This is a genomic window from Burkholderia sp. 28_3 (assembly GCF_003253915.1).
GTDB lineage: Bacteria > Pseudomonadota > Gammaproteobacteria > Burkholderiales > Burkholderiaceae > Burkholderia > Burkholderia cenocepacia.
This window is the reverse complement of record NZ_QKZF01000015.1, coordinates 32305-47244: the sequence shown is the minus strand read 5'-3', so window position 1 is coordinate 47244 and position 14940 is coordinate 32305. Positions and strand designations below refer to the sequence as shown.

The 14940-nt window shown below is 69.4% G+C and carries 14 protein-coding genes; 6 read left to right on the top strand and 8 right to left on the bottom strand.

The window, feature by feature from the left end; translation table 11 throughout:
* Positions 1 to 1398: a hypothetical protein gene (locus DFS13_RS26460; protein ID WP_034200731.1), complete on the top strand. Its 1398-nt coding sequence runs from the start codon at positions 1 to 3 to the stop codon at positions 1396 to 1398.
* A gap of 222 nt (positions 1399 to 1620) precedes the next feature.
* Here DFS13_RS26460 and DFS13_RS26455 read toward each other — a convergent pair whose 3' ends face one another.
* Complete coding sequence (locus DFS13_RS26455; protein WP_012492516.1) at positions 1621 to 1956, bottom strand: hypothetical protein; 336 nt, start codon at positions 1954 to 1956, stop codon at positions 1621 to 1623.
* 273 nt (positions 1957 to 2229) lie between these two features.
* A complete protein-coding gene (locus DFS13_RS26450; RefSeq protein WP_069351984.1) occupies positions 2230 to 2976 on the bottom strand; it encodes a MipA/OmpV family protein in 747 nt (248 codons plus the stop codon).
* Positions 2977 to 3218: 242 nt separating this feature from the next.
* Between DFS13_RS26450 and DFS13_RS26445 the strand changes: the two genes are divergently transcribed.
* Positions 3219 to 3944: a response regulator gene (locus DFS13_RS26445; protein WP_006490542.1), complete on the top strand. Its 726-nt coding sequence runs from the start codon at positions 3219 to 3221 to the stop codon at positions 3942 to 3944.
* A complete protein-coding gene (locus tag DFS13_RS26440; protein ID WP_034200732.1) occupies positions 3945 to 5330 on the top strand; it encodes an ATP-binding protein in 1386 nt (461 codons plus the stop codon).
* Positions 5331 to 5376: 46 nt separating this feature from the next.
* Here DFS13_RS26440 and DFS13_RS26435 read toward each other — a convergent pair whose 3' ends face one another.
* The 6 genes from DFS13_RS26435 to DFS13_RS26410 form a co-directional block, all read right to left on the bottom strand.
* Positions 5377 to 6417 carry an iron ABC transporter permease gene (locus tag DFS13_RS26435; protein ID WP_048989013.1) on the bottom strand — a complete coding sequence of 347 codons (1041 nt, stop codon included), beginning with the start codon at positions 6415 to 6417 and terminating at the stop codon, positions 5377 to 5379.
* A complete protein-coding gene (locus DFS13_RS26430) occupies positions 6414 to 7394 on the bottom strand; it encodes an ABC transporter substrate-binding protein (RefSeq protein WP_006497573.1) in 981 nt (326 codons plus the stop codon). Before DFS13_RS26430 ends, DFS13_RS26435 begins: the two co-directional genes overlap by 4 nt.
* A gap of 5 nt (positions 7395 to 7399) precedes the next feature.
* The gene (locus DFS13_RS26425) at positions 7400 to 8185 is read right to left on the bottom strand and encodes an ABC transporter ATP-binding protein (RefSeq protein ID WP_012492514.1); all 786 of its coding nucleotides are present in this window, start codon (positions 8183 to 8185) and stop codon (positions 7400 to 7402) included.
* An 11-nt stretch (positions 8186 to 8196) separates the two neighbouring features.
* Positions 8197 to 10287 carry a TonB-dependent siderophore receptor gene (locus DFS13_RS26420; RefSeq protein WP_111442319.1) on the bottom strand — a complete coding sequence of 697 codons (2091 nt, stop codon included), beginning with the start codon at positions 10285 to 10287 and terminating at the stop codon, positions 8197 to 8199.
* Between the two features lie 258 nt (positions 10288 to 10545).
* Positions 10546 to 11454, bottom strand: a complete 909-nt coding sequence (locus DFS13_RS26415; protein WP_111442286.1) for a transporter — start codon at positions 11452 to 11454, stop codon at positions 10546 to 10548.
* Positions 11455 to 11615: 161 nt separating this feature from the next.
* Positions 11616 to 12539, bottom strand: a complete 924-nt coding sequence (locus DFS13_RS26410; protein WP_059721279.1) for a LysR family transcriptional regulator — start codon at positions 12537 to 12539, stop codon at positions 11616 to 11618.
* A 119-nt stretch (positions 12540 to 12658) separates the two neighbouring features.
* Here DFS13_RS26410 and DFS13_RS26405 point away from each other — a divergent pair, with 119 nt between their 5' ends.
* The 3 genes from DFS13_RS26405 to DFS13_RS26395 are packed head-to-tail and all read left to right on the top strand — an operon-like array spanning position 12659 to position 14914.
* Positions 12659 to 13540 carry an intradiol ring-cleavage dioxygenase gene (locus DFS13_RS26405; RefSeq protein WP_006490560.1) on the top strand — a complete coding sequence of 294 codons (882 nt, stop codon included), beginning with the start codon at positions 12659 to 12661 and terminating at the stop codon, positions 13538 to 13540.
* The gene (locus DFS13_RS26400) at positions 13537 to 13839 is read left to right on the top strand and encodes a Dabb family protein (RefSeq protein ID WP_006492128.1); all 303 of its coding nucleotides are present in this window, start codon (positions 13537 to 13539) and stop codon (positions 13837 to 13839) included. The genes DFS13_RS26405 and DFS13_RS26400 overlap by 4 nt, the downstream gene beginning before the upstream one ends.
* A 7-nt stretch (positions 13840 to 13846) precedes the next feature.
* A complete protein-coding gene (locus tag DFS13_RS26395) occupies positions 13847 to 14914 on the top strand; it encodes a maleylacetate reductase (protein WP_080331225.1) in 1068 nt (355 codons plus the stop codon).
* The last annotated feature ends 26 nt before the right edge of the window (positions 14915 to 14940 follow it).

Here is a 14940-nt window from a genome sequence, read left to right as displayed (position 1 = left end):
ATGATCACGCGATTGCGCAAGACGGCATTCGTCGCCGCGCTGTTCGTCGCGGTGTGGATCGCCGTGTTCGTCTGGTGGAAAACGACCCGGCATGCCCCCACCGCCAGGGAGTTGCTGCTGTGCGGGCTCGTGCTGCCGGCGGCCCTCGCCGTCTGCGCGGCATGGCTGCGCCGGGCGCTCGGCCCGCATCCGGCGCTCGCGGCCGTCGCACCGCCGAGTTCGTCCGCATCGACGGACGCCGCTGCCACGCAAGATCCGACGTCGCACACGTGGTCGGCCCTGCTGCTCGACAGCAGCGTGAGGCTGCCGACGGGGGCGACGACCGCAGACATCGATGCGGCGGCGCGGGAAGAGCGTTCCGTCGCGCTTCATCCCGAACTGCAACGCGCGGACGGAACCGGCGTATTCGCGAGCACGGTCGACTCGGTGTCGCTCGACCGGCTCGATACCAGCCTGCTTGCGCCCGACGCGCGGGAAACGCTGCAGGACGAGCATTGGCGCGGGCTGCTGCTGGCCGCCGATGCACTCGACGAATTGCGCGAGCGTCATGCCGTGTTGTCCGGCGCGGCCGCCGACGCGCCGCCGCTCAGGCTCCATCTGCTGATGCCGGACCGCTGGCGACCGGTCGCCGCCACGCTCGCCGCATGGCTCGATGCGCACGCGGCGCGGGAAGCCGTCGCACCGGGCATCGTCCGTGCGCAATTGCGCACGGTCGCCGATCCCGTACACGCATGGGCGGTCGTCGACGAACTGATCCAGGCGTTGCACCTGCAACCGTCCGGCGAACTGCACGTCGTCCTGGCGTTCGATTCCACCGCCAGTCAGGACGCAGTCGACGCGCTGGATCGCGCAGGCCGGCTCTACGGTCGCGATCGGCCGAACGGCATGATGCCCGGTGAAGGCGCATGTGCATTGCTGCTCGGCCATCCCGACACACCGCATGCGATGTCCGTCCCGTCGATCCACCGGCTCGCGGCCGCGCGCCGCGCGATTTCCGCCGATCACGGCAAGGCCGAAGCGACGACACTCGAACAGTTGCTGGCGGCGACGCGTACGCGCTTGTCGACGTTACGTCCCGACCTGTCGGCACCCGGATTCGTCACCGACGCCGATCAACGCAGCAGTCGCCGCACCGAAGTCGTGACGGTCAGCGAGCAGATCTGGGGCGATGATGCCGCCGAGCGCAGCCGCCACCTCGGGCTCGCCAACGGGGCGGGCGGCGCGGCGCTCGCGCTCGCTGCACTGGCCGTCGCCGCCGATCACGCGACAGAGGAAGGGCAAGCGGTATTGGCGGCATCGGTCAGCGACCCGCTCGCACGTGGCGTGATGCTCGTCACGCCGGCGATGACGGTCGACACCACGGCATCGGTGCCGCAATCCGGAACGGTCGCGGCGTGACATGACGCGCCGGTCAGCGCGGCGCGTCACGCGTCGTGCGAGCCCCGGTCGACGACGGTATCGAGGCGCCTGACCGCCGCGGACACCCATGCCGCTACCCGCGGCGATGAATCGCGACGCGTGCGGCCGACCGATCGGCCGCGCGCGACGTGCATGCCGGCGATAGCCGCACTCGCAAAAGCGACATCGGCCGCAACCGATTTTCGTCGGCGGCTGAATCCGTCACCCTCGCCGCACCCAGATCACTTTCCCGTCGCGAATGCCGAGATTGCGACGCTCCTCCCGGTAATCCATCGTGCCCGGCAACGACTTGCCGTCGCGCTCGAGCACGCGCCACAGGCAGCCGTCGAGCAGCGCGGTCGCATCGGCTTCGGTCTTGCCGACCAGCGCATCGTCGGGCGCGGCATCCGCCTTGCATACCTGCGCGGCGCCCGGCTGCAAAGGGGCCCTGGCCGCGCCGCCGGCGGTGGCGTTGGGGTGTTTCGTGTCCATGTCCGCACATCCTGCAAAGGTTGCGCTCGCAACGAGTGCAACGAGCATCGCGATCGTGTTCTTCATCGGTTTCTCCCTGTCGCGGCCCGGCGGTCCCTGTGCGGCATTCGTGCACGACCGGGCGTCGCATGCGTGATCGGTTCCGCACGCCGCCGGCCGTTTCCTGACGAAGCCGGCCGGCGAATGGCGGCCTTTCGCGACCCGGCCGAGCCGGCTCGGCGCACCTGCGTCGCAGGCCCGGCCTGACGCCGAACCCGCCCGCATGTTACCGCACGCGGTTCGCGGCGACGGCGCGACGCCGAGGGTTCGTGTGCGCGCTGCGCACACCGGGCCATCCGCTCAGAACTTGTACGTCACGCCCGCGATGCCGTAATAGTTGTTGCGCGACTGGACGATCGGGCTGTCGCCCGCGCGACCGAGCAGCCGCGTCACGCCGCCGGTCGCGAGCACCGACCAGTGCCGCGACAGCGACCAGGTCCACGCGACCGCCATCGCGGCGCTGTCGATTCCGCCGCTCACCGAATACGGCCGGAACCGGCTCGTCATCGACTGTGCGTCGGTCACGCCGTAGAAAGTCTGCATGTAGCGTCCCGAGCCCGCGTGCACGGTGCCCGTCACGACGATCTCGTGCTGCGACGTCTTGAGCACCGGTACCGCGAGATCCACGTGCCCCGACACACCGCGCGACGTGTGCGTGACGGGCGTATCGATCGTGACGCTCAGCTCCGCCGCATCGAAAAGCGTCACCCCGGCACGCACGCCGACGAGCACCGAGCCCGGAATCCGGCCCATCCCCTTCAGGTAGTCGGAGCCCGGCAGGTCGAAGCGGTTCTCGTCCGCGCGGCCCGCGTCGTAGCTCACCGCCGCCGACACGAACGCCCCGTGCGGCAGGTTCAGCCGATAACCGGCGCCCTCCGTGCTGTCGATGAAGAAGCCGTTGCCGAACGTGGCGGAAAACGACGGCGCAACGACGCCGCGATACTGGTTGCTGCCCGGGTAGCGCGGTGCGAACCCGCCGCCGAGCGACAACGAATACTGGTTTTCCGCGTGAGCGGCGGCGGCGAGGGTCAGGCCGGCGAGCGGCATGCAATAGCGGTAGCGGCGAAGTAATGGGCGCACAATATTGAGATAAGAGTGACGAAGCCCGCAGTCTAGGTGCCGCCCCGCGCCGAGACTGTCCTGAATGTGCGGCGAATCTGTGCTCAATTGTGTTCGATTGTTCGAGATTGTCGCCCCGCTGCCCCGGCCGCCGGTCCGCCGGATAGAATTCGCGTGCCGCGCCGCGCATCGGCCTGCGTGTGAGCTGGCGCGTGCATCCTGAGGAGACCATGAACGAAGTTCCGCTCAAATACCGTGTGCTGCTGATCGAGGACGACGATCGCCTCGCGCAGCTCGTCCGCGAATACCTCGACGGCTATGAATTCGCGGTGACGGTCGTGCGGCGCGGCGACCTCGCCGTCGCGGCGGTGCGCGAGCATCAGCCGGCCCTCGTGATACTCGACCTGATGCTGCCGAATCTCGACGGCATGGAAGTCTGCCGCCGCATCCGCGCGTTCACCAACGTCCCCGTGCTGATCCTGACCGCGCGTGCAGACGTGTACGACCAGGTCGCCGGGCTCGAGACGGGCGCCGACGACTACGTGACGAAGCCGATCGAGCCGCGCGTGCTGGTCGCCCGTGCCCGCGCGCTGTTGCGTCGCGCGCAGCCGGCCGCGGCGGACACGCCCGCAGTCGCGCCCGACGCGCTGGTATTCGGTGAACTCACGATCTCGCCGCCGAACCGCACCGTCACGTGGCGCGGCGAGCCGGTCGAGTTGAAGACCGCCGAATTCAACCTGCTGCTGATCCTCGCGCGCGCGGCCGGCACCGTGCTGAGCCGCGACGACATCCTGAAGCAGTTGCGCGGGATCGAATTCGACGGGCTCGACCGCTCGGTCGATTCCGGCATCTCGAAGCTGCGCCGCCGCTTCGAGGATGCGTCGTCGGAGCCGCACAAGATCAAGACGATCTGGGGTCGCGGCTACCTGTTCAGCCCTTCTGCGTGGGACGAATAAATGCTGCGCCCGTTGCTCCGGTTGTACCTCGTCGTGATCCTGTTCGTCGGCGCGTCGATCATCTTCATCCAGTTGTCGTTCGACCGGATCTTCTACGAGCGCGGCGCGCAGGCGCAGCGCGACTCGCTGACGACCTACTCGTTCGTGCTGAACGATTACCTCGAACGCCATCCGGGCGCGCAGCGCGAGCTCGCCTTGCGCGAATTGGCGCTGCACGGCCGCGAAGGATTCGGCTTCATGTCGATGGCCGACGCGCGTGCGCAGCTGAGCGGCGCGCCGCTGCGCGATCTCGATGCCGGCAAGATCGCGATCAGCTACAACGGCAAGGATTACTACATGCCGCTCGCGGACGGCTCGGTGCTGCATGCGCGCCCGATCGAGGCGCCGGACCTCGACATCCGCATCTATGCGTACATGCTGCTCGCGCTCGCGACGCTGTTCGCGGTGGTGCTGTGGATTCACTATCACTGGCGCGACATTCGCCGGCTGCAGGACGCCGCGCGCGCATTCGGCGCCGGTACGCTGTCGACGCGCGTGAAGCTGTCGGGAAAATCGAACATCTACGAGCTGTCGCAGCAGTTCAACGACATGGCCGCGCGCATCGAGGCATCGATCAAGCAGCAGCGTGAAATGATGCACGGCATCTCGCATGAACTGAAAACGCCGCTCGCCCGGCTCGAATTCGGCCTCGCGCTGCTCGCCGATCCCGACGAAACGGGCCGGATGCGCGAGCGTCGCGACGCGCTGCGGCGCGACGTGCGCGAACTCGACGAGCTCGTCACCGAGTTGCTGACGATCGGCCGGCTCGAACAGGGGGCGAGCGAACTCGCGCCGATGGAAGTCGTCGTCGACGCGCTGATCGACAGCGTCGCCGGCAACGTCGCGGACGACATCGCCGATCGCGGCATCGCGCTCGACGTGTCGACGCTCGACGCACCCGCGACCCACGTCTGCGACCCGAAGCTCGTCGCCCGCGCCCTGCTGAACCTGATCCGCAACGGCGCCCGCTATGCGTCGCGCAAGGTATTGCTGGCCGCCACCCGCGACCGGTCCGGCGCCCTCGTGCTGAGCGTCGACGACGACGGCCCCGGCATTCCGGCCGCCGAACGCGCCCGCGTGTTCGAGCCGTTCCAGCGGCTGGACTCGAGCCGCGACCGGCAGACCGGCGGCTTCGGGCTCGGGCTCGCGATCGTACGGCGCGTCGCGCAGGTACACGGCGGCGACGTGCGGCTCGAGGATTCGCCGCTCGGCGGCGCGCGCTTCGTGATCACGCTCCCCGCGCGTGCGCTGCCGGACAGTCTCTTCGACGTCGCGCAGCACGTGGAAAGCACGCATGTCGATGCGCGCCGCCGCAGCGGCACGGGCACGGTCGTCCCGCTGCGATGAAACAGGCGGCGGGTGTCCACCCGCCGCTGCCTGCCCGCCCCTTCGCTCAGCGCCGGCGCAACAGCGCGACGAAGAACAGGCTGCCGAACAGTGCGGTCACGATGCCGATCGGCAGATCCTCCGGCGCCGCGAGCGTGCGCGCGGCGACATCGGCCCACACGAGCAGGATCGCGCCGGCCAGCGCGGCGACCGGCAGCAGCCGGCCGTGCTCGGCCCCGACGACGCGACGGCACAGATGCGGCGTCACGAGCCCGACGAAGCCGATCGCGCCGCTCACCGCGACCATCGCGCCCGTCGCGAACGACGCGACGACGAACACCTCGCGCCGCATCCGCGCGCTCGGCACGCCGAGCGACGCGGCGGCGACATCGCCCGACATCAGCGCATTCAGTTCGCGTCGACGCGCATAGAGCGCGCCGCCGGCGAGCACCGCGCACACGGCCGGCACCGGCAGCAGATCCCAGCGCGCGAGCCCGACGCCGCCGAGCATCCAGAACAGCACCGACGACGCGGCGCGCTGGTCGCCGAGATACAGCAGCAGATTGCCGAACGCGGCCATCATGAACGACACCGACACGCCCGCGAGCAGCAGCCGGTCCGATTCGAGCCGGCCGCCGCGGTAAGCGAGCGCGACCACGCAGCCGGTCGCCGCGAGCGCACCCGCGAACGCGGCGACCGACAGCGTGAACGGGCCGAACGCCGCGCCGGCCACCACCGTGACCGCGATCGCGCCGAGCATCGCGCCCGCGCTCACGCCGAGCAGGTGCGGATCGGCCAGGCGGTTCGCGGTCGCCGCCTGCAACGCGACGCCGACCGTCGCCAGCGTCGCGCCGACGAGCGCCGCCAGCAGCGCACGCGGCATCCGGATCAGCCATACGATGCTGTCGTCGCCCGATACCGCCGCGAACGCGTCGGCACCACCGAACGCCGACGCGGCGTGCGCGGCGACGATTCGTACGGCATCCGGCATCGCAATCGGCGCCGGACCGAACGCGGCCGACACGACGATCGACACGACCAACAGCACGGCCAGCATCGGCAGCACCACGCGCATGCGGGGCCGCGCCACCTGCCCGCGCACGCTCATCGTGCCGCGCCGGCGAATGCGGCCGGATACAGCGCGCGGGCGAGCGTCTCGACGGCCGCGACGTTCTCGGGGCCCGGCGTCGCCGCATCGTACGGAATCACAACGAAGCGCCGGTCGCGAATCGCGGCCACGCGCGCGAGCGCCGGCTGGCTCGACAGGAACTGCTGCTTCTGCGCGGCCGTGACCGCCGAATAGTCGACGATCACGATCACCTGCGGATCGCGCGCGACCACGCTTTCCCAACTCACCTGCGTCCAGCTGCGCGGCAGGTCGTCCATCACGTTGCGCGCGCCCGCCGCCGTGAGCAGCGCGGTCGGCATCGCGAGCCCGCCTGCCGTCATCGGCTTGTCGGTGCCGCTGTCGTACACGAACACGCGCAGCGGCGCCGGGCGCCCGATCGCGCGCGACACCGCCGCAAGCCGCGCGCGCATTCCGGCGACGACCTGCGCGGCGCGCGCATCGACGCCGAAGATACGGCCGAGATTGTTCAGGTCGCGGAACACGTCGTCGAACGACGCGGCCGACTGCTTCATCACGTGCGAACACGATTCGGTCAGTTCGTACGTGCGAATGCCGAACGGCGCGAGCGTCGCGGGCGTGACCGGCCCGCCGACGTGCATTCCGTAGTTCCAGCCCGCGAGATAGAAGTCGGCGCGCGCGGCGGCCAGCACTTCCAGCGACGGATACTGGCTCGCCAGTTCGGGCACGCCCCGCAACGCGTCACGCACGCGCGCGGTGCCCGTCTTCCAGCCGCCGATGCCCGTATAGCCGACGAGTCGATCCTTCAGGCCGAGCACGAGCATCATCTCGGTCAGGTTCACGTCGTTGCTCACCGCGCGCGTCGGCGCACGCTCGAACGTCACGTCGCGATCGCAACTGCGCACGGTCACGGGATAGGCCCCCGCATGACCGGCCGCGCAGCCGAGCACGGCAGCGGCAACCAGCCGGCGGGAGATGGAGGACAAGGCAGCAAGCATGGCGGTCATTCCGGATGAAGCGGCGTGATGCGCGGCCGGCCCGTGACGGGGTGGCGATCGACGAGCGCGGCGACGCCGAACACGTCGCGCAGCAGCGCTTCGGTCAGCACGTCGTCCGGCGCGCCGGACGCGACGACGCGGCCATGCGCGAGCACATGGAGCCGGTCGCAGTACGCGGCCGCGAGATTGAGGTCATGAATCGTCGCGAGCGTCGCGATGCCGAGGCGGCGCACGCGCGCGAGCAGTTCGAGCTGATGACGCAGGTCGAGATGGTTGGTCGGTTCGTCGAGCAACAGCAGTTCGGGCTGCTGCGCGAGCGCGCGGGCCAGCAGCGCGCGCTGCTTCTCGCCGCCCGACAGCGACGCGAAACGTTGCGCGCGACGCTCGACGAGACCGACATCGTGCAGCGCGGCGTCGACGATCCGGCGATCGTCGGCCGACTCCGCATCGAACGGCCGCTTGTGCGGCGTGCGGCCCATGCCGACCAGTTCGTCGACCGTCAGCCCGAAATCGTCCGGCGTTTCCTGCTGCAGCACCGCGATGCGCTGCGCGACCGCACGCGGCCGCATGCGCCACACGTCCTGCGTGTCGAGCGCGACGCGGCCGGCGTCGGGCCGCGCGTAGCGGAACACGCAGCGCAGCAGGCTCGTCTTGCCGCTGCCGTTCGGGCCGACCAGCCCGACGAACTCGCCGTCGGCGACCGTCAGCGTCACCGCATCGAGGACGTCGGGCGCGCCGCCGGGCGACCAGCGCACGCGTTCGATGTCGAGCATGTGGGTCATGGAGCGCATGTCGTGCCGCTTCAGAAGCGCATCGTCGCGACGAGCTCCGCCGAGCGCGACGGGCCGAGCAGCCATTGCTCGCCGCCGTTCGACGTCGTCACCGCGTACGTGCGGTTCGCGAGATTGCGCAGATACAGCGCGAGTTCGGTGCGCGACGTCGGCTGCCAGCGCAGCGACGCATCGAACACCGTATACGACGGCACCTGCACGCGATTCGCGTCGTCGCCGTAGGTCGCGCCGACGTAACGCACGCCCGCGTTCGCTTGCCAGCGCTCGGCGAACGCCCAGCCGACCCACAGGTTCGCGGTCTGCTGCGGCACGCCGGACGGCACGTTGCCGGCCCGCGACACCGTCGCGCCGCCGACCGTCTGGTTGAATGCGTCGTAGCGCGCACGCAGCAGCGCGACGTTCGCATCGATCGTCCAGCCGTGCGGCAGCCGCGCGCCGCCGGTCAGCTCGACGCCGCGCGACGACTGCCGGCCGACCTGCTGGCGCAGCGCCGGATTGAACGGATCGGTGCTGAGCAGGTTGCGCTTCGTGATGTCGTACACCGCGACCGTCCAGTACGCGCGACCGTCGAGCAGCGTCTGCTTGAGCCCGGCTTCCCACTGTGCGCCGGTCGCAAGCCGGTAGTTCATCTGCGACGCGGACAGCGTCACGAGCGAGCCGACGCCCTCCGCGCCCGTCGTGTACTGCGCATACGCGCTGAACGTCGGCGCGATGTCGAACACGAAACCGGTGCGCCAGCCGATGTTCGCGAACCGCTTGTCGAAGCCCGCGCCGGTCGCCGCCTGCTCGCGGCTGAACGCGATGTGGTCGTAGCGCAGGCCGCTCACCCACGCGAGCCGCGGCAGCACCTCGAGCCGGTTCTCCGCGAATACCGCGGCCTGCCGCGCGCGCGTGCTGAACTGCGGCACGGTCGGGTCGGGGCTCGTGAAGACGCCGGGATCGAAGCCGTGCACGGGTACCGTCGTTTCGCCGCCGTACGGCGAATTGTTGGTACCGCTGAACGTGGTCTGGCTGAATTCCGTGCCGACGACGAAACGGTTCGCCCGGCCGAACAGCATCCCGTCGAAGCGTGCGCTGAGCCGGTCGCCGATCTGCCGCTGGTGGTGACCGATGTCGAGATAGTCGCCGCGCGTGACGCGCGCGGTCGCCGGGTCGAGCACGTACGATTCGGCGTTGCGCCAGTGGCGGTTGGACGTCAGATAGTAAAGCTGGTTGTCGATCGTCACGCCGGCCGTGGGCCGGTAGCTGGCCGACAGGCGCGTCCATTGGTCGTAGTAGGAAATCGTCGCGTCGCCGACCGTGTAGTTCAGCTTGCGCAGCGACGGATCGAGCACGCCGTTCGGCGCGGGCACGCCATAGTACGTCGCCGGCATCTGGCGCCCGTAGTCGTAGTCGAGCGTCAGCGTGAGCCGCGGGCTCACGTCGAATGTCAGCGCGCCGCCGATCGCCGTCGTATGCGTATCGGCCCGCTCGGCGAGACCGTTCGCGCGCGCATCGCTCGCGTAAAAGCGGTACGACAGCCGCGGGCCGAGCGCGCCCGTCGTATCGAACGCGAAGCGCTTCGCGCCGTCGGGACCGACGCCGGCCTGCAGCGTCGTCTCGCGCGTGCGCTGCGGCCGCTTCGGCACCACGTTCACGACCCCGCCGATCGCCCCTTCGCCGTACAGCACCGATGCCGGGCCGCGCAGCACCTCGATGCGCGCGACCGACCACGTGTCGAACGGAAACGTGATCGTGCCGGCCGCCGGCATCAGCCGCACGCCGTCGAGCAGCGTCATCACCGACTCCTGTCCGCTGAAGCCGCGCACGCTCAGCGCGGTGCCGCCGGTGCCCGGCGCGATCGCACTCGCAAAGCCGGCCGTGCGCGTGACCGCGTCGAGCACCGTGCGATCGCCGCGCGCCTCGATCGTATCGGCCGTGACGGTTTCGACGCTCGCGGGCGTGTCGAGGCTCGCGAGCCCGAGCCGCGAGCCCGTTTCGAGCGGTTGCGTCAGCGGGTCGGCCGACGCGGACGATGCGGTGACGTTGATCGCCGGCAGCGCGTGCCGGTCGTCCTGCGCCGAGGCGGCGGCTTCGGCGGCCAGCGCGCCGGTGGTGGCCATCGCGCAGCCCAGCAAGGTCGTGCAACTGCGTGCCGCACGTGCGCGCCAGGCGCCCGTGTTCCGGCGCGGCACGGCATGGCGCCGCTCCCCGCGCGCCGGGGTATGTCCGGTTCTCGTCACGTCGTATCGATCTTCGTTGGTGTCGTCGCACGCGGCCGGCCCGGCAACCCGGCCGGCCGGCGACGAAAACGTCAGATGATACAATATATCAACTTGATCCGTCAGGGTTTCGACAGCCCGGGTTCACGCCCCGCGCGTCTATAGCGGGAAACTGAACTGCACCCACAGCTTGTCGCCCTGCGGCCGGTTGCGCACCGCGAACTCGTGCTGGTACTTCACGACCACGCCCGACGCCGGCCCCCACATGACGCGCAACTGCGGACCGATCGCGACCGTTTGCCCGCGAAAGCCGTCCGCGCCGACCTTCACGCCGTCCTGCGTATCGTCCGTGAACTGCTTCAGGAACGTGCCCTGCACGCCGACCTGCACGCGCCGGTCGAGCGAATAGCCGATCAGGTAGTCGAGCACGGCGAGCGCGCCCGAGTGATAGCGCGTCGCGTGGTTCGGCGAATTCAGCTCCAGCAGCGTGGTCGTCGAAATCTCCCAGTCGCGGCCCGGAAACCACGTCGTGCTGAGATACGGCAGGAACGCATAGGTGTTCAGCCCCGGGTTCGCGATCCGGTTCGCCGCATACGCGCCGGTCGGCACCGCGAACGACGGCGAGAAGAAGGCGAAGAACGTCTGCGACGCACTCGCGTAGTCGATCATGAACGGCTCGAGGATCACATCGCCCAGCGACATGCGGTTGCCGGTGCCGCCGGGCGTCGACAGATGCAGGCGCACGATCGGCACGATCGCGCTGCTCGACAGCGAGAACGGCCCGAGCGTCGCGCCCCAGGTGTGGACGACTCGCGGCGTCTCGGCGACCACGCTCAGGTGAAATCCCGGCACCGCGCCGCCGCCGTCCGGTCCGGCAAAGCGGTTCGCCGTGTAGTAAAGCGAATAGTTGAAGTACTGCGTGTGGCCGGGCGGCGGCAGCAGACCGTTCAGCACCGTGTTGACGCCAAACGGATAGCTGATCTGCCCGCTCTCGGCAGCCGACGCCGGAACGTGCACGGCTCCGGCGATCAGGAGTGCCAACGGCACCCGTCGCAATGCGTATTTCATGTCGTCTCCAGACCGATTGTTATCGTGTAATCGCGAGCCGGACACCGCCGGCCCGGGGAGACGCAATGTAAAACGCACGACAGCGGCGAAAAAGACGACGATCGGGAGAACAGTTCTCCGTCACACGGAGAAATGCGCGACGGCGCGGCGCCCGCGGGTACTCAGCGGCCGACTTCCTTCCATTTGCGCGCGAGTCCGAGTCGTTCGAAACGCTCGATCAGGAACTCGGTGAAGACGCGGATCTTCGCCGGCTGGTGTCGGCGGCTCTGGTACGCGATATTGACGGTGAGCGCGGGCAGTTGCCAGTCGGTCAGCACCGGCACCAGCTTCCCGGCGACGATATCGTCGTGAATGATGTAAAGCGGCTGGATCAGGATGCCGAGCCCGGCGAGCGCCGCCGCGCGGATCACCTGCCCTTCGTTCGCATCGAGCACGCTCTTGATCGTGACCGACTGCTTCTTCGCACCATGGCGGAAATGCAGCACGTACGGATCGTTCGCGAGGTTGTAGACGAGCAGCCGGTGATCGCCCAGCGCGTCGGGCGTCGCCGGCGCGCCGTGTTTCGCCAGATACCCGGGCGACGCGGCCAGCACGCGCCGTGTCTCGGCGAGCTTGCGCACGGTGATGCCCGAATCCGCTTCGTGTTCGCGCGTGCGGATCGCCACGTCGATGCCGGCCTCGATGAAATCCGGGTAACGGTTCGCAGCGACGATCTGCACGTTCAGGTTCGGGTAGCGCCGGTGAAATTCGGGCAGCGCGGGCGCGATGCAGATCGACGCGAACGACACCGACGCGGTCACGCGCAGCGTACCGGCCGGAATGACGCTCGCTTCGTTGACGGCCGCGTCCGCTTCCGACAGCTCGTTGAGGATCGCGACACAACGCCGGTGGTACTCGTGCCCGGCGTCGGTCAGCCACAGCCGGCGCGTGGTCCGCTCGACGAGCCGCGCGCCCAGCCGCTCTTCCAGCGCGTTCAGGCAGCGGCTCGCCGCCGCGCTCGACATGCCGAGCCGCTCGGCAGCCTTCGACAGGCTGCCGAGCTCCGCCACCTGTACGAAAAACTCGATTTGCGTCCACTTGTCCATGCGTTCGATTCTTCCACCTGGCGGAGAACAAAACTCCTCCAAACCCACTTTTTTACGATTCGGGGAGGAATTAATGTTACGTCAACGCGCCATCGAACGACATCAGGAGACAAACCCCAATGCGCAATCTCAACGAAGACACCATCACGCAGGCCGTGATCGCGTCGCTCTCCGGCTGTCGCGACGAGCGGCTGCGCACGGTGATGACGAGCCTCGTCCAGCACCTGCATTCGTTCGCCCGCGAAACGAAGCTCACCGAGGCCGAGTGGCAGGCCGCGATCGGCTTCCTGACGGCCGTCGGCCGCATCACCGACGACAAGCGCCAGGAGTTCATCCTGCTGTCCGACGTGCTCGGGCTGTCGACGCTCGTGACCGCGCAGAACCATGCAAAGCCGGCCGGCTGCACGGAGGCGACCGTGTTCGGGCCGTTCTACGTCGACGGCAGCCCCGAATTCGGGATGTTCGACGACATCGCGAACGGCGCATGCGGCGAGCCGTGCTTCGTGTCGGGCCAGGTACGCGGCATCGACGGCACGCCGGTCGCGCATGCGTCGCTGGAAGTGTGGCAAGCCGACGAGGACGGCCACTACGACGTGCAGTTGCCTGGCGACGACGGGTCGGTCACGCATCGCGCGCGCGGCCGGCTGCGCAGCGGCGCCGACGGCCGCTATGCGTTCCGCTCGATCCTCGCCGAGCCGTATCCGATTCCGCACGACGGCCCCGTCGGCGCGATGCTCGATGCGCTCGGCCGCCATCCGTGGCGCCCCGCCCATCTGCATTTCATGATCGAAGCGCGCGGCTACGAAACGCTGATCACGCACGTGTTCCGCGACGGCGACCGCTATCTCGACTCCGATGCGGTGTTCGGCGTGCGTTCGACGCTGGTCGCCGACTGGGTCCGGCATGCGCCCGGCATCGCGCCCGACGGCTCGCGCATGGACACGCCGTTCTACACGCTCGACTACGACTTCGTGCTGAATCGCGCGGAGCGTGCCGCATGATCCGGCACGTCGTGATGTGGAAGGTTGCCGGCGCAACCGACCACGAACGCAGCGTCGCGCGCACCACCGTGAAGACGGCCTTCGAAAGCTTGCGCGGCCGGATTCCGGGCATGACGCACCTCGAGATCGGCGCGGATTTCAGCGCGGCCGATTACGCATGCGACCTGATCCTCGTCGCCGAATTCGAGTCGCGCGAAGCGCTCGACGGCTATGCGACGCATCCCGAACACGCCCGCGTGCGGGACGCGCTGACCGGGCTGCGCATCGCGCGCCACCAGGTCGACTACGCAACGGAGTAACGAGCACATGGACTTCCTCTACCAGGCGCGCGCCGCCCGCGTGATCTTCGGCGCGGGCAGCCTCGCGCATCTCGAACGCGAAGTGCCGGCACTCGGCGCGCAGCGCGCGATCGTGCTGTGCACGCCGGAGCAGCGCGACCTCGCCGAGCGCATCGTCGAGCGGCTCGGTGCGCGCGCCGCCGGGCTGTACGACCGCGCGACGATGCACGTGCCGATCGAGATCGCCCGCGATGCGCAGGCGTTCGCCCGCTCCCGCGGCGCCGATTGCGCGGTCGCGATCGGCGGCGGCTCGACGATCGGCCTCGGCAAGGCCATCGCGCTCGAAAGCGGCCTGCCGATCCTCGCGATCCCGACGACCTACGCCGGCAGCGAAATGACGCCGATCTACGGTCTCACCGAAGGCGGCGTGAAGCGTACGGGCAACGACGCGCGCGTGCTGCCGAAGACGGTGATCTACGATCCCGCGCTCACGGTCACGCTGCCGGTCGAACTGTCGGTGACGAGCGGCCTCAACGCGATCGCGCATGCGGCGGAAGGGCTCTACGCGAACAACGCGAATCCGGTCATGAGCCTCGTGGCCGAGGAAGGCATTCGCGCGCTGGCGCGCGGCCTGCCCGGCGTGCGCCGCGACCCGGCCGATCTCGACGCGCGCGGCCAGGCGCTCTACGGCGCGTGGCTGTGCGGGATGGTGCTCGGCAACGTCGGCATGGCGCTGCACCACAAGCTCTGCCATACGCTCGGCGGCAGCTTCGATCTGCCGCACGCACCGACCCACACGGTCGTGCTGCCGCATGCGCTCGCATACAACGCGGCGCACGCGCCGGACGCGATGCAGCGGATCGCCCGCGCGATCGGCACGGACGACGCCGCGCGCGGCCTCTACGCGCTGGCACGCGACAACGGCGCGCCGATCTCGTTGAAGGCGATCGGCATGCGGGAAGCCGACCTCGACCGCGCCGCCGACCTCGCGGCCGCGAATCCGTACTGGAACCCGCGCCCGATCGAACGCGACGGCCTGCGCGCGCTGCTGCAGGATGCGTTCGACGGCAACCTGCCCGGCTCGACGCTACGCTGAGCGCGAACACACGACAAACCAATAAA

Bases quoted from the DNA above. Each gene is read 5' to 3' on its own strand.
- DFS13_RS26460 (WP_034200731.1), top strand. From the start codon at position 1: ATGATCACGCGATTGCGCAAGACGGCATTCGTCGCCGCGCTGTTCGTC.
- DFS13_RS26420 (WP_111442319.1), bottom strand. From the start codon at position 10,287: ATGGCCACCACCGGCGCGCTGGCCGCCGAAGCCGCCGCCTCGGCGCAG.
- DFS13_RS26445 (WP_006490542.1), top strand. From the start codon at position 3,219: ATGAACGAAGTTCCGCTCAAATACCGTGTGCTGCTGATCGAGGACGAC.
- DFS13_RS26455 (WP_012492516.1), bottom strand. From the start codon at position 1,956: ATGAAGAACACGATCGCGATGCTCGTTGCACTCGTTGCGAGCGCAACC.
- DFS13_RS26400 (WP_006492128.1), top strand. From the start codon at position 13,537: ATGATCCGGCACGTCGTGATGTGGAAGGTTGCCGGCGCAACCGACCAC.
- DFS13_RS26405 (WP_006490560.1), top strand. From the start codon at position 12,659: ATGCGCAATCTCAACGAAGACACCATCACGCAGGCCGTGATCGCGTCG.
- DFS13_RS26410 (WP_059721279.1), bottom strand. From the start codon at position 12,539: ATGGACAAGTGGACGCAAATCGAGTTTTTCGTACAGGTGGCGGAGCTC.
- DFS13_RS26430 (WP_006497573.1), bottom strand. From the start codon at position 7,394: ATGCTTGCTGCCTTGTCCTCCATCTCCCGCCGGCTGGTTGCCGCTGCC.
- DFS13_RS26440 (WP_034200732.1), top strand. From the start codon at position 3,945: ATGCTGCGCCCGTTGCTCCGGTTGTACCTCGTCGTGATCCTGTTCGTC.
- DFS13_RS26425 (WP_012492514.1), bottom strand. From the start codon at position 8,185: ATGCGCTCCATGACCCACATGCTCGACATCGAACGCGTGCGCTGGTCG.
- DFS13_RS26450 (WP_069351984.1), bottom strand. From the start codon at position 2,976: ATGCCGCTCGCCGGCCTGACCCTCGCCGCCGCCGCTCACGCGGAAAAC.
- DFS13_RS26395 (WP_080331225.1), top strand. From the start codon at position 13,847: ATGGACTTCCTCTACCAGGCGCGCGCCGCCCGCGTGATCTTCGGCGCG.
- DFS13_RS26435 (WP_048989013.1), bottom strand. From the start codon at position 6,417: ATGAGCGTGCGCGGGCAGGTGGCGCGGCCCCGCATGCGCGTGGTGCTG.
- DFS13_RS26415 (WP_111442286.1), bottom strand. From the start codon at position 11,454: ATGAAATACGCATTGCGACGGGTGCCGTTGGCACTCCTGATCGCCGGA.